Raw genomic sequence first — 13300 nt, 5'->3', positions numbered from 1 at the left:
CGTCGCTCACACCTCACCTCCGATCGTGTTGCGCTCACTGGGCTGGACGTACACCAGTCCGTCCCCCTCGAAGCGGATCTGGAAGGACTCCCCGCCGCTCTCGCCTATGAGCGCGCGGAAGTTCACCCCCGCCTGGAAGTGCTGTTCGAGGCCGCCGGTGTGGGCGATGTACGCGCCAGGGTCGACCTGGAGCGGGGTCTGCGGGGTGACGCGCAGGACGACCGCCGTGCCCAAGGAGACGAGCGCGGCCTGGCCGGTGCCCTCGACGGTCGTGGTGAACAGGCCGTTGCCCTGTGAGGAGCCGCGCAGCCCGGTGAAGGAGGTGCCGGTGCGCAGCGCGGAGTCCGTGCACAGCAGATTGCCGACCTCCACATAGAGCTTCTCGCCGTTCAGCGACACCAGATTGATCTCGCTGGCCCGGTCGGCGAAGTAGCACGTGCCGTGCCCCTTCACCTCCATGACCGCCATCTGCTCACCGGTGAGCCGCCGGGTCACCATCCCGCGCAGCCCCTCTCCGCCGCCGGTCTTCTTCTTGAAGGTCATCTCCCCCTCGTAGGCGACCATCGCGCCGTTCTTGGCCTTTACGGAGTCGCCGGTCAGATCGACCGCGAGCACCCTGCTTCCCTGGAGCCGGAACTGAGCCACGGAGCCGACGGTAGCGGTCTCTGACGTCGGCGGACAGGGAGCGCCGGGGCGTGGGGGTGCCCCCCCGGACGTTGATCGCCCGCGATGCTGCGACAATGGGCGCAGGCTTGTGCATTGGTTCACAAGCCGGGCTGTGCCCTAACGTTCCTTCTCTTCACCCGAAGGTGCTCTCGTGGACTTCAAGACCGCCACCGCGCTGCGCCGGCTCCGCCTGGTCTCCGCGCCCGAGGCCGTGTCGTTCCTGCTGCTGCTCATCTGCTCGGTGCTCAAGCGCACCACGGACTTCAACGCGGTGCCGGTGATGGGCATGGTGCACGGCGTGCTCTTCATCCTCTACCTGGTCTTCTGGGCGGACGCCTGGAACCGCACCAAGTGGAAGTGGCAGACCGCGGCCCTGTACTTCGTCCTCTCCGTCCTGCCCACCGGCGGCTTCTTCGCCGAGCGCAAGCTCAAGCGGGAGGCCGAGGCCGATGTGATCGCGGCCCGCGCCCGTAAGGAGGGCGTGGTCAACGCATGATCGTCGCCTTTTCGGTGACGCCGCTCGGCGTCGGCGAGGACGTGGGGGAGTACGTCGCCGACGCGGTGCGGGTGGTCCGGGAGTCGGGGCTGCCCAACCGTACGGACGCGATGTTCACCTCGGTCGAGGGCGAGTGGGACGAGGTCATGGACGTCGTCAAGCGCGCCGTCTCGGCGGTGGAGGCGCGGGCGCCGCGGGTCTCGGTGGTCCTCAAGGCCGATATCCGTCCCGGTGTCACGGACGGTCTGACCTCCAAGGTCGAGACGGTCGAGCGTCACCTTTCCGCGTGAATCCTCGGGTGGGCGGGGCCCTCAGCCCCCGCCCACCAGCGCCATGCCCAGCGGTGTGCGCTCGTACAGCACCTGGTGGCCCTGGCGCCGTGAGCTGAGCAGCCCGGCCGCGCGCAGCACCGCCAGATGCGCCGAGACCGACGAGGGCGCCAGACGGTGGCGGGCGGCCAGGGCGGTGGTGGACGCGGGCTCCTCCAGACCGGAGAGGATCGCGGCCCGGCTCGCCCCCAGGAGCCGTACGAGCGCGTCCGCCGCGAGCGCGTCCGGCTCCCGCCACAGCCCGCCGACCCCGCGCGCCGGATAGATCACCGTGGGCTGCCACGGCGGGGCGAAGCCGCTCACCACATCCGGCCAGACGAAGACGCTGGGCATCAGCAGCACCCCCCGCCCGTCGAGGTCCTGGGTCCGGGCGGGCACCACGGACGTACGGATGGTGAGCGTGCCGTCGGCCCAGCGCAGCGCCGGCCGCAGATCCGCGAACAGCCGCTCCAGACCGCCGTCGGCCAGCTGCCGTGAGCGATAGGCGATATCGGCCTCCAGCAGGGCCCTCAGCCGGGGCCAGTCCGGTGCGACCAGGGCGTGCCAGGCCCGTTCGGTCAGATCCGCCAGCCGCGATACGGCCCGCGCCGGATCGGCCAGCATCGCCCGGCCCCGCGGGGAGTCGGCGGCCCCCGGGGCGCTCTCCAGCGACAGGGCCAGCTCACGGCGGGCCTCGGCGGGGTCCGTGGCCCGCAGCCGCGCCAGCTCGTCCTCGAACGGCGCGTACGGAACGTCCGGCGGCGGCCCCAGGAAGTCCGGGGTATAGCCGCCCCGCCCCGGCATCAGCAGCCACAGCTCCGACAGATCCAGCCCGGCCACCGCCTCCCGCACCCGTCGCAGCCACGGCAGGTGGTAGCCGTGCCGCTCGGTCCTGCGCAGGGTGCGCACCGCCTCGTGCGTCTGGCACAGGGGCGAGATGGCGAACCGGCAGCGCAGCAGGTCGTCTGCTCCGAACTGCATATGCAGTGGCATGGCGGCACCCCTTTGGCCCCGAATATTCGGCTCAGGCCGAAACACTAGAGTCCGCCCCGCCCGCACGGGCACGCTTCCGGCATGTCAACGCCCTCCGGGCCCGGCACCACGGGCCCCACCGAGTCGCGCCCCGACGCGCACGCCTCCCGACCCGAGCTCGCGCCCGGTGGCGACGAGGGGACGCCGGGGGGCCCGGGGAGCGTTGGCTACGGCGCGGTGTTCGCGGTCCGGGAGTTCCGGGCCGTCTTCGCCGCGCACCTGGTCTCCATGCTCGGCGAGGTGGTCGGCCAGATCGCGCTGTCCGTCCTGGTCTTCCGGCTCACCGGATCGCCGCTGCTGAGCGCCCTGACGTTCGCCACCTCGATGCTGCCGTATGTGATCGGCGGGACCCTGCTGTCCTCCGTCGCCGACCGCTTCCCGGCCCGCCGGGTGCTGGTGGTCTGCGATCTGGTGCACGCCGGATGCGTGGCGGCCATGGTGGTGCCGGGGATGCCGGTGGCCGCGCTGCTGGCGCTGCGCTGTGTGCCCGCCGCGATCTCACCGGTGTTCAGCGGGACCCGGGCGGCGACGCTCGGCGACATCCTCGGCGAGGGCGACGCCTTCGTGCTGGGCCGCTCGGTCATCCGGATCACGGCCCAGACCGCACAGCTCGCCGGGTTCGGGGTCGGCGGGCTGCTGCTGGCCGCCGTCTCGCCGCGCGCCGCGCTGGCGCTCACCGCGGCGGCGCTCCTCGGCTCGGCGCTGGTGCTCCGCTTCGGCACCCGCCGCCGCCCCGCGCGGCGGCTGAGCGGGGGCGGGGCTCCCCCAGCTACCGCTGGGAGGTGCCCCCTGCTCGGGGACTCGCTGAGCGGGATGCGGCGGCTGTTCGCGGACCGCCGGATCCGGGCGCTGATGCTGCTGTCGTGGGTGCCGCCGATGTTCGTGGTGATGCCGGAGGTCCTGCTGACGCCGTACTCCGATGGGCTGGGGCTCGGCTCGGTGGGTCTTGGGCTGCTGATGTGCGGGATGCCGGTGGGCGCGGTCGCCAGTGAGGCGCTGGTGGGCTCGCTGCTCGGACCGCGCGCCCGGGCCCGGCTGACGCTGCCGGTCGGCATCGCGGCGATGCTGCCGGCGCTGGGGTACGCCGTCCGTCCGTCGTTCGGCTGGGCGCTGGCCCTCCAGGTGCTGACCGGCTGCGGTATCGCCTACAGCCTGGGCCTGGACCAGTGGTTCTTCGCCGCCGTACCGGATGAGCTGCGTGGCCGGGCGATGACGGTGCTGACGGCCGGGCTGATGACCGCGCAGGGTCTCGGCATGGCGGTGGCGGGCGCGGTCGCCGAGTTCGTACCGGTCCATGTGGTGGCCGCGGCCGCGGGCGGCTGCGGGGCGCTGTGCTCGCTGCTGGTGGCGCTCGAGGTGCGGCGCACGGTTTCCGGGCCCGCCCGAATTGTGAGATTGGGCTGACCACGATATGACCGGCCGGTAGGGTCGGTGGTGTGCCGAAGCCGCTCAGCCTGTCGTTCGACCCCATCGCCCGCGCCGATGAGCTCTGGAAGCAGCGGTGGGGGTCCGTGCCCTCCATGGCCGCGATCACCTCGATCATGCGGGCCCACCAGATCCTGCTCAGCCAGGTGGACGCGGTCGTCAGACCGTACGGACTGACCTTCGCCCGCTATGAGGCGCTGGTGCTGCTCACCTTCTCCAAGGCCGGTGAGCAGCCCATGTCCAAGATCGGCGAGCGGCTGATGGTCCACCCGACCTCGGTCACCAATACGGTGGACCGCCTGGTCACATCGGGTCTGGTCGACAAGCGGCCGAACCCCAACGACGGCCGCGGCACCCTGGCCTCGATCACCGAGCGGGGCCGTGAGGTGGTCGAGTCGGCCACCCGCGACCTGATGGCGATGGAATTCGGGCTCGGGGTCTACGACGCCGAGGACTGCGGCCAGATCTTCGAGCTGCTGCGTCCGCTGAGGGTCGCCGCGCAGGACTTCGACGAGGACTGAGGACCACCGGCCCGGGACGGCCGGGGACGGCCGGGCCAGGGCGGCCGGGGACGGCCGGTGAAGACCGGGGGCGGCGGAGATCGCCCCGGAACGGGCGGTTACGCTCGGGGCATGAAACGCAGCGTGCTGACCCGCTACCGGGTCATGGCCTACATCACCGCAGTGATGCTGCTCGTGCTCTGCACCTGCATGGTGTTCAAGTACGGCTTCGACACGGGCGAGGACCTCACGCTCGTGGTCTCCCAGGTCCACGGCGTGCTCTACATCGTCTACCTGGTCTTCGCCTTCGACCTCGGATCCAAGGCCAAATGGCCGTTCGGCAAGCTGCTGTGGGTCCTGGTCGCGGGCACCATCCCGACGGCCGCCTTCTTTGTCGAGCGCAAGGTCACCCACGAGGTGGAGCCGCTGGTCAGCGGCGCCGAGCCGGCGCCCGCACAGGTCTGACCCGCACGGTTCCGCAGTGGTCCGCGCGTCCCGTCCGGGTCCGGGCGAGGCGCGCGGCCGGCGCGGTGGCGGCCACCCGATCGGCCGGGTGTGGTGAGTCTCGCGTCGACAATTAGTAGGACGTCCAAGTACTTTTGAACCATGGACGCCGAAGGCATTGAGGCGGGCCGCCGACGCTGGCAGGCCCGGTATGACGCGGCACGCAAGCGCGACGCGGACTTCAGCACGCTGTCGGGGGACCCCGTCGAGCCGGTCTACGGGCCCGCCACGGGCGACACCGTGGAGGGGTTCGACCGGATCGGCTGGCCCGGCGAGTTCCCGTTCACCCGTGGCCTCTACGCCACCGGATACCGGGGCCGGGCCTGGACCATCCGCCAGTTCGCCGGGTTCGGCAATGCCGAGCAGACCAATGAGCGCTACAAGATGATCCTGAAGGCGGGCGGCGGCGGGCTCTCGGTCGCCTTCGACATGCCGACCCTGATGGGCCGCGACTCCGACGACCCGCGCTCGCTCGGCGAGGTCGGCCACTGCGGTGTCGCCATCGACTCCGCCGCCGATATGGAGGTCCTCTTCAAGGACATCCCGCTCGGCGACGTCACCACCTCGATGACCATCAGCGGTCCGGCCGTCCCCGTCTTCTGCATGTACCTCGTCGCCGCCGAGCGCCAGGGCGTGGACATCTCGCGGCTCAACGGCACCCTCCAGACGGACATCTTCAAGGAGTACATCGCACAGAAGGAGTGGCTCTTCCCGCCCGAGCCGCATCTGAAGCTCATCGGCGACCTGATGGAGTACTGCTCCGAGGGCATCCCGGCGTACAAGCCGCTGTCCGTCTCCGGCTACCACATCCGCGAGGCCGGTTCGACGGCCGCGCAGGAGCTCGCGTACACCCTCGCCGACGGCTTCGGCTATGTGGAGCTCGGCCTCTCCCGGGGGCTGGACGTCGACACCTTCGCGCCCGGGCTGTCCTTCTTCTTCGACGCGCATGTGGACTTCTTCGAGGAGATCGCCAAGTTCCGCGCCGCCCGCCGGATCTGGGCCCGCTGGATGCGCGATGTCTACGGGGCGACCACCGAGAAGGCGCAGTGGCTGCGGTTCCACACCCAGACCGCCGGGGTCTCGCTCACCGCCCAGCAGCCGTACAACAACGTCGTACGCACCGCGGTGGAGGCCCTCGCGGCGGTTCTCGGCGGCACCAACTCCCTGCACACCAACGCCCTGGACGAGACCCTCGCCCTGCCCAGCGAGCAGGCCGCCGAGATCGCCCTGCGCACCCAGCAGGTGCTGATGGAGGAGACCGGGGTCCTCAATGTGGCCGATCCGCTGGGCGGTTCCTGGTACATCGAGGCGCTGACCGACCGGATCGAGGCCGACGCCGAGAAGATCTTCGAGCAGATCAAGGAGCGCGGCCGCCGTACGGTGCCGGCCGGGCAGGAGCCGCGGTGGCCGATCACCGCCGGCATCCTCCAGGGCATCGAGGACGGCTGGTTCACCGGTGAGATCGCCGAATCCGCCTTCCGCTACCAGCGGGCCCTGGAGAAGGGGGACAAGAAGGTCGTCGGCGTCAACTGCCACGAGGGCTCGGTCACCGGCGATCTGGAGATCCTGCGGGTCAGCCACGAGGTCGAGCGCGAGCAGGTGCGGGTGCTGGGCGCCCGTAAGTCCGGCCGTGACGAGGCCGAGATCGCCAAGGGGCTCGAGGCGATGATCGCCGCCGCCCGTGAGGGCTCCAACATGATCGGGCCGATGCTGGCCGCGGTGCGCGCCGAGGCGACGCTCGGCGAGATCTGCGACGCCCTCCGCGACGAATGGGGTGTCTACACGGAGCCGGCCGGCTTCTGAGCCCCCTCCGGGGCGGGCCCGGTGGCCGCCGTGCCGCCGGATTCCGCCCCGGTCAGCCCGTACAGCAGCAGATCCGTGAAGTCCCGCGCCCAGCGCGGGTCCACCGGTTCCGCGCTGACCAGTAGCCGGTGGAGCACCGTCCCGGCCACCGCGTCGAAGATCAGATCCGCGTTGCGGGCGGCCGCCTCCGGGTCCTCCTCGTACGGCAGCTCACCGCGGAGCCGGGCCCGCTCCCGGCCGACCGTGACCAGCCGCTTCTGCCGGTCCACGATCGCCGAGCGCACCCGGCACCGCAGCGCCTCGTCATGCATGGCCTCGGCGATGACGGCCATCAGCGCGGTGCCCGTCTCGGGGCGCTCCAGCAGCGTCCCCAGCCGGATCACCGCGGCCTCCACATCGGCGTGCAGACTGCCGTGGTCGGCCGCTTCCAGATGTTCGTCGAAGACCGCCGCGACCGCGTCCACCACCAGCTCGCACTTGCTCGCCCAGCGGCGGTAGAGCGTGGTCTTGGCGACTCCCGCACGGGCCGCCACATCGCTCAGCGTCAGCTTGGCCCAGCCCAGTTCCATCAGGGCGGCACGCGTGGCGCCCAGGATGGCGCGGTCGGCCTCGGCGCTGCGCGGGCGCCCGGTGCGGCGTGCGGACGGGCTCATGCGCGGCACCCTACCCGCCAGTACCGCACATCGTCCCGGGTGAGTTACGCTACGGCTCGTAGCGTAAGGGTGTGCCACGGCCGGGCCATCGGCCGGTGCGCTTTTCCCTTCGCCGTGGGAAGAGGGGAGGATGGGACCATGCAGCCACGGAACATGTCCATGAGTGGAGTGGTCGACCTCGCCGCGGTGAAGGCGGCCGGAGAAGCGAAGCAGAAGGCGGAGCGGGCACGGGCCGAGGCGGCCCGTACCGGGGGCGGAGTCACGCCCGGCCGTCTGATCTTCAATGTCGACGAGGCGGGTTTTCAGCAGGACGTCCTCCAGCGCTCCACCGAAGTGCCGGTCGTGATCGACTTCTGGGCCGATTGGTGCGAGCCGTGCAAGCAGCTCGGCCCCGTCCTGGAGCGGCTGGCCACGGAGTACGCGGGGCGGTTCGTCCTCGCGAAGATCGACGTCGACGCCAACCAGATGCTCTTCCAGCAGTTCGGTGTCCAGGGCATCCCCGCGGTCTTCGCGGTGATCGCGGGCCAGCCGGTGCCGCTCTTCCAGGGCGCCGCGCCCGAGGCACAGATCCGCCAGGTGCTGGACCAGCTGATCCAGGCCGCGGAGCAGCAGTTCGGCATCGTGGGTACACCTGTCGAACCGGGCGCCGAGGCCGAGGCCGACGAGCAGGTCGAGCAGGCCGTGCCCGAGTCGCCGCGGGACATCGCGCTCGCCGCGGCCCATCAGGCGCTGGACGCCGGTGACCTGAGCGGTGCGGTGCGCGCGTACCAGAACGTGCTCGCCGACGACCCCGCCGACGAGGAGGCCAGGCTGGGCCTGGCCCAGGCCCAGTTGCTGGAGCGCGTTCAGGGCGTGGACGCCACCCAGGTGCGCAAGGCGGCCGCGGAGAGCCCCGCCGATGTCAAGGCCCAGATCGCCGCGGCCGACCTCGACCTGGTGGGCGGTCATGTGGAGGACGCCTTCGGGCGGTTGGTGGAGGCGGTGCGCCGTACGGCGGGTGAGGACCGGGACGCGGCCCGCGTTCATCTCCTGAGTCTGTTCGATGTGATCGGCGGTGAGGACCCCCGAGTGGTGGCGGCGCGCGGCGCGTTGGCGCGGGTGCTGTTCTGACCTCCGGCTCCTCAAACAACACAGCGACCGCTCTTTACCAAAACTTGGTAAACGCGGTCGCTGTTACTGCCAGTAAATGCAGACCGGGCCTTTGTCCGGTCTTGGAGTAAATCTCCCTCTCTTTCCGGTCACCGTCCGGCGACCCTGCGTGCCCGATCTCGACCGTCCTGCCGCAGTTCGGTTATCCGTCCGTTACTCGCTAGTAACGAACCCCTTGTGCCCAAGCCGCGAATGGACCACGATCGGCCAAGCTCGGTCCATCCCCCCCGGTAGCTCGGCATCCGGTCGGCGCGTCGGTGTGGTTGGGTCCCCACCGGGCAGGTCGGCGGCAGTGGCGCCGACCGTGGACAGGGGGGTCTCTGCCCACAAGGCAGGGCCTGTCCAGGAGGTTGCGCGAGATTGCGTGGCCAGTGGTTGTCGCTCGGGGGTGATCGCCGGTGTTTCGGGTGCGGTGTGCGCCTGTGAGACGTGGGCGCTCTCCTTCCCGAGGACGTAGCACTTCTCCCATCCCAGGTCCGGGGCCTCGCCCCGGCCGGAGATGTACGTCCGAGAAGGAGGAAAGTCATGGAGTCCGTGGCTCGTGGCGGCACCAGATGGAAGCGGTTCGCCGTTGTCATGGTGCCGAGCGTTGCTGCCACGGCCGCGATCGGCGTCGCCCTGTCCCAGGGTGCGCTCGCGGCCTCGTTCAACGTGTCCGGTCAGCAGTTCAAGGTCTCGGTCGACCGGCTCGACGGCACCGGGTTCGCGCAGTACGGCGCGCTTGACACCCAGCACGGGGGCAAGAACGTCCCGGTGGCGGTGTCGGCGTTCAAGAGCGCGAAGCTCAAGGGCCTTTGCCAGTCCGTCGTGATCCCGGTCCCGCTCTTCGGCGATGTGTCGCTGAAGCTGTCGGCCGGCAACGGCAGCAAGCAGGTCGAGGCCAAGAACCTCTTCATCGATCTCGACCAGCTCGATGCGGACGCGACGTTCCGTGGGATCGACATCGGTGTCGCGGCCGGTGACATCAACAAGGGTCCCAGCATCAAGAAGGGCGACAAGGCCGATCCCGGTTCCTTCGCCCAGCAGGCCGATTCCGCGACGCTTGTCGGGGTGAAGCAGACCGCCTGGGCGACCAGCGCGGGCACGTTCAAGCTCTCCGGCCTTTCGATGAAGGTCAGCAAGGGCAAGAACGAGTGCTTCTGATCCGCTGAGCTGAAGGGTGGGGGGCCGCGGCGCTGCCCCTCACCCGGGCATCGACCAGCAGCGCGTATGCGCCACGCTAGTACTGCTGTAGAACAACCGCGATCACACCGATCGCCAGCCCCAGGGAGCTGTTTTCGATGAGTGCCGAGTCGCCGGGGGCGAGTGACCGCATCAGCCGTTGGCGGGAGTCCTTCAGGGCATGGCGCTGGCAGCGCCCGTTCTGGGCCGGGCTGTTGAGCCTGCTGGCGGGTGTACCGATCATGTACTTCCCGTACAACAACGTCAACGCGGGCGGATTCACCATCAACATGTCCACCACCGCCGGATCAGCCTCGCTGATCATCGGGGTGCTGTTGGTGGTCCTGGGCCTGACCATGTGGTTCCAGCCCATGGTGCGGGTGTTCGCCGGAGTCGCCACGATCCTGCTCGGCCTGGTGTCGATCCCCGTCTCGAACATCGGCGGCTTCCTGATGGGATTCCTGCTCGCGCTGTTCGGCGGCGGCATGAGCATCGCCTGGGCACCCGGTGAGGCGCCCTCCGCGCGGCCGGCCGAGGGGCCGGGGGCCGCACCAGAGCACGACGGGAACGGTGAGAGCGTGCCGGAGCCGGCCGGGGCCGGGTCCGCACCGGACCAGGAAGCCAGGAATGGGAGGCACCGTGCGGGGTGAAGACCGACCCGAGCAGCCGGAGGGAGTGAGCCCACGCCGGGTCAGAACCGGGCCGCGGCACGCGGCACCGAAGAAGTCGGTACTCACCCGCCTTCAGGTGCCCGCCGGCAAGGCCATAGCGCTGGCCGCCATGCCGACGGCCGTGCTGATGGGCATGGGGCTCACTCCGCAGCTCGCCTCGGCCAGCCCTAGGCCCGAGGACCGGTACAAGGCCGGGCCGTGTGTGTCCCAGCCGGACGAGGCGGACAAGGAAGACGCCAAGGGCGAGAAGGACGCTTCGGAGTCCAAGCCCGAAGAGAAGGACGGCAAGGACGCCAAGGACGCCGCGGATTCGAAGGGCTCGTCCGAGAAGGGCTCCCAGGACGGCTCCAAGGGCTCCGAGGAGTCCTCGGACGGCCAGGCGTCCCGGGAGGACAAGGCCGCCCCCACGACGTCTCCGTCCGGTTCCCCCTCCGCGCCGTCGTCCGACGCCGGGGAGGAGCCGAAGGAGCCCTCGGCCTCGCCGAGCCCCTCCGAGTCCAAGAACCCCTTGGACCCGCTGGGACTCGGGGACGCGCTCCACGACATCCTCACGCCCGAGGAGAAGGCCGAGCAGGAGTCGGCCGAGCCGAGCGGCTCGCCGAGCCCCTCGTCGAGCGCCTCGCCCAGTTCGTCCCCGTCCCCGTCCCGGTCCTCCGGGTCCAAGTCTTCCGACCAGCCCGCCGATCCGGTCAAGGACACGGTGGACACGGTGGGCAAGGGCGTCAAGGACACCGTGGACGAGGTGGGCAAGACCGTCGACGACGCCAAGGACAAGGCGGACAAGGCGCTTCCCAAGCCCTCACCGTCCGCCTCGAAGGGCGAGGGCGGCAAGGAGGCGTTCCCCTGCCCGGAGTTCGACGCCGACGCGTACGACAACGCCGAGACCGACCCGACCGCGAACCTGCTGCCCGAGGACCCCTGGACCCTCAAGAGCACGCTGCTCACCCTGCACGGCCTGGACTACGCGGGCATCGTGGAGGTCAAGACGCAGGGCGGGCAGATCAAGAAGGTCCTGAAGTTCACCGCCTCGGCCGTGGACATCAAGGATCTGCACCAGCTGGTGGTGGGCCCGGCCGGGACCACCACACATGTGCAGGCGCGCGAGGGGTCCACCTCGACCATTCGCAACGGCACGGTGACCATGTACACCGAGGAGCTGAAGGGGAACCTCCTGGGGCTCATCCCGATCACCTTCAGCCCCAAGAGCCCGCCGCCGGTGAACATCCCCGAGGTGTTCTTCACCGATGTCACGGTCAAGCAGGCCGGTCAGTTCGGCGGCGATCTGACCGTACCGGGTATGCATCTGTTCAAGACCGGGGAGTGACCCGGGACCGTACGGACCCGTTCGGGAGCCGCACACCCTCCGCGAGGAGGGAACCGCCTGCGGGCACCGCCTCCATTCGGAGACGGTGCCCGCAGGCGCGTTTCGGCGCCGCTACTGGCTCGCGCCGCCCAGGTGGTGCACCCGGACCATGTTGGTGGTGCCGGGGACGCCGGGCGGCGAACCGGCGGTGATGATCATGGTGTCGCCCTCGGCGTAGCGGCCCAGCTTCGACAGCTCGGCGTCGACCAGGTCGACCATCGCGTCGGTGTGCTCGACATACGGCACCACGAAGGACTCCACGCCCCAGCTCAGCGTGAGCTGGTTGCGGGTGGCCACATCGGTGGTGAAGGCCAGGATCGGCTGCTGGGCGCGGTAGCGGGAGAGCCGGCGGGCGGTGTCGCCGGACTGGGTGAAGGCCACCAGCGACCTGGCGCCCAGGAAGTCGGCGATCTCGGCGGCCGCGCGGGCCACCGAACCGCCCTGGGTGCGCGGCTTCTTGCCGGGCACCAGCGGCTGGAGACCGCGCGACAGCAGCTCCTGCTCGGCGGCCTGGACGATCCGGGACATCACCTTGACCGTCTCGACCGGGTAGGAGCCGACCGAGGACTCGGCGGAGAGCATCACCGCGTCGGCGCCGTCCAGGATCGCGTTGGCGACGTCGGACGCCTCGGCGCGGGTCGGCCGGGAGTTGGTGATCATCGACTCCATCATCTGGGTCGCGACGATCACCGGCTTGGCGTTGCGGCGGCAGAGCTCGATCAGCCGCTTCTGCACCATCGGGACCTTCTCCAGCGGATACTCCACCGCGAGGTCACCACGGGCCACCATCACCCCGTCGAAGGCCGCGACGACCTCCGTCATATTGGCGACCGCCTGCGGCTTCTCCACCTTGGCGATCACCGGCACCCGGCGGCCCACCTCGTCCATCACCCGGTGGACGTCCCGGACGTCGCCCGCGTCCCGGACGAAGGACAGGGCGACCATGTCGCAGCCCATCCGCAGGGCGAACCTCAGGTCCTCGATGTCCTTCTCGGACAGCGCGGGCACATTGACCGCCGCACCCGGCAGGTTGATCCCCTTGTGGTCGGAGATCACCCCGCCCTCGATGACGATGGTCCGCACCCGGGGGCCCTCGACCGAGGTGACCCGCAGCTCGACATTGCCGTCGTTGATCAGGACCTGGTCGCCCTTGGACACATCGCCCGGCAGACCCTTGTAGGTGGTGCCGCAGATGGTCCGGTCGCCCTCCACGTCCTCGGTGGTGATGACGAACTCATCACCGCGGACCAGCTCCACCGGCCCGTCCTTGAAGGTCTCCAGACGGATCTTGGGGCCCTGGAGGTCGGCGAGGACGCCGACCGCGTGGCCGGTCTCCTCCGATGCCTTGCGGACGCGGTGATACCGCTCCTCGTGCTCCGGGTGGCTTCCGTGGCTCATGTTGAACCGGGCCACGTTCATCCCAGCCTCGATGAGGGACTTCAGCTGGTCGTAGGAGTCGACGGCGGGGCCCAGAGTGCAGACGATTTTGGAACGGCGCATGAGGCAGATCCTATCGGTTTGTTTCGGAGCGGAATATTTCAGTCATGGGCACAGCGGAGCGGATGGCGG

14 protein-coding genes are annotated in these 13300 nt (G+C 70.2%); 10 read left to right on the top strand and 4 right to left on the bottom strand.

Annotated elements, in window-relative coordinates:
• Positions 1 to 6: 6 nt before the first annotated feature.
• Positions 7 to 645 carry an AIM24 family protein gene (locus tag NQU54_RS25255; RefSeq protein WP_257633120.1) on the bottom strand — a complete coding sequence of 213 codons (639 nt, stop codon included), beginning with the start codon at positions 643 to 645 and terminating at the stop codon, positions 7 to 9.
• Between the two features lie 172 nt (positions 646 to 817).
• Here NQU54_RS25255 and NQU54_RS25250 point away from each other — a divergent pair, with 172 nt between their 5' ends.
• Both NQU54_RS25250 and NQU54_RS25245 read left to right on the top strand, forming a co-directional pair.
• A complete protein-coding gene (locus tag NQU54_RS25250; protein WP_069866766.1) occupies positions 818 to 1162 on the top strand; it encodes a DUF3817 domain-containing protein in 345 nt (114 codons plus the stop codon).
• Positions 1159 to 1452, top strand: coding sequence for an MTH1187 family thiamine-binding protein (locus tag NQU54_RS25245; protein WP_257633119.1), 294 nt, complete (start codon positions 1159 to 1161; stop codon positions 1450 to 1452). The genes NQU54_RS25250 and NQU54_RS25245 overlap by 4 nt, the downstream gene beginning before the upstream one ends.
• Positions 1453 to 1473: 21 nt before the next feature.
• On the opposite strand, the gene NQU54_RS25240 is transcribed toward NQU54_RS25245, so the two are convergent.
• Positions 1474 to 2463 (bottom strand): ArsR/SmtB family transcription factor, encoded by a 990-nt coding sequence (locus NQU54_RS25240; RefSeq protein ID WP_257633118.1) that lies wholly within the window; start codon positions 2461 to 2463, stop codon positions 1474 to 1476.
• Positions 2464 to 2544: 81 nt separating this feature from the next.
• On the opposite strand from NQU54_RS25240, the gene NQU54_RS25235 reads away from it, so the two are divergent.
• From NQU54_RS25235 to icmA, 4 genes are all read left to right on the top strand, one after another.
• Entirely contained in the window at positions 2545 to 3906 is a 1362-nt protein-coding gene (locus NQU54_RS25235; RefSeq protein WP_257633117.1) for an MFS transporter, read from the top strand.
• 32 nt (positions 3907 to 3938) lie between these two features.
• Complete coding sequence (locus NQU54_RS25230; protein ID WP_257633116.1) at positions 3939 to 4448, top strand: MarR family winged helix-turn-helix transcriptional regulator; 510 nt, start codon at positions 3939 to 3941, stop codon at positions 4446 to 4448.
• A 111-nt stretch (positions 4449 to 4559) separates the two neighbouring features.
• Positions 4560 to 4892: a DUF3817 domain-containing protein gene (locus NQU54_RS25225; RefSeq protein ID WP_069866756.1), complete on the top strand. Its 333-nt coding sequence runs from the start codon at positions 4560 to 4562 to the stop codon at positions 4890 to 4892.
• Positions 4893 to 5033: 141 nt separating this feature from the next.
• Positions 5034 to 6734, top strand: coding sequence for a coenzyme B12-dependent isobutyryl-CoA mutase large subunit (gene icmA / locus NQU54_RS25220; protein ID WP_257633115.1), 1701 nt, complete (start codon positions 5034 to 5036; stop codon positions 6732 to 6734).
• Here icmA and NQU54_RS25215 read toward each other — a convergent pair.
• Positions 6710 to 7387, bottom strand: a complete 678-nt coding sequence (locus NQU54_RS25215; RefSeq protein WP_069866752.1) for a TetR/AcrR family transcriptional regulator — start codon at positions 7385 to 7387, stop codon at positions 6710 to 6712. The two genes, icmA and NQU54_RS25215, sit on opposite strands and share 25 nt — an antisense overlap.
• Positions 7388 to 7525: 138 nt before the next feature.
• On the opposite strand from NQU54_RS25215, the gene NQU54_RS25210 reads away from it, so the two are divergent.
• From NQU54_RS25210 to NQU54_RS25195, 4 genes are all read left to right on the top strand, one after another.
• On the top strand, positions 7526 to 8497 hold the full coding sequence (locus NQU54_RS25210) for a tetratricopeptide repeat protein (RefSeq protein ID WP_257633114.1): 972 nt from the start codon (positions 7526 to 7528) through the stop codon (positions 8495 to 8497).
• A 564-nt stretch (positions 8498 to 9061) separates the two neighbouring features.
• A complete protein-coding gene (locus NQU54_RS25205) occupies positions 9062 to 9679 on the top strand; it encodes a DUF6230 family protein (protein ID WP_069866748.1) in 618 nt (205 codons plus the stop codon).
• Positions 9680 to 9816: 137 nt separating this feature from the next.
• Positions 9817 to 10347, top strand: coding sequence for a DUF6114 domain-containing protein (locus NQU54_RS25200; protein ID WP_257633113.1), 531 nt, complete (start codon positions 9817 to 9819; stop codon positions 10345 to 10347).
• Entirely contained in the window at positions 10325 to 11692 is a 1368-nt protein-coding gene (locus tag NQU54_RS25195; protein ID WP_257633112.1) for a hydrogenase expression protein HypF, read from the top strand. The genes NQU54_RS25200 and NQU54_RS25195 overlap by 23 nt, the downstream gene beginning before the upstream one ends.
• A gap of 111 nt (positions 11693 to 11803) precedes the next feature.
• Here NQU54_RS25195 and pyk read toward each other — a convergent pair whose 3' ends face one another.
• Complete coding sequence (pyk, locus tag NQU54_RS25190) at positions 11804 to 13231, bottom strand: pyruvate kinase (RefSeq protein ID WP_257633111.1); 1428 nt, start codon at positions 13229 to 13231, stop codon at positions 11804 to 11806.
• Between the last annotated feature and the right edge of the window lie 69 nt (positions 13232 to 13300).

The sequence above is a fragment of the Streptomyces malaysiensis subsp. samsunensis genome (genome assembly GCF_024519315.1).
GTDB classification, from domain to species: domain Bacteria; phylum Actinomycetota; class Actinomycetes; order Streptomycetales; family Streptomycetaceae; genus Streptomyces; species Streptomyces malaysiensis.
This window is presented reverse-complemented; position numbering and strand designations above follow the sequence as displayed.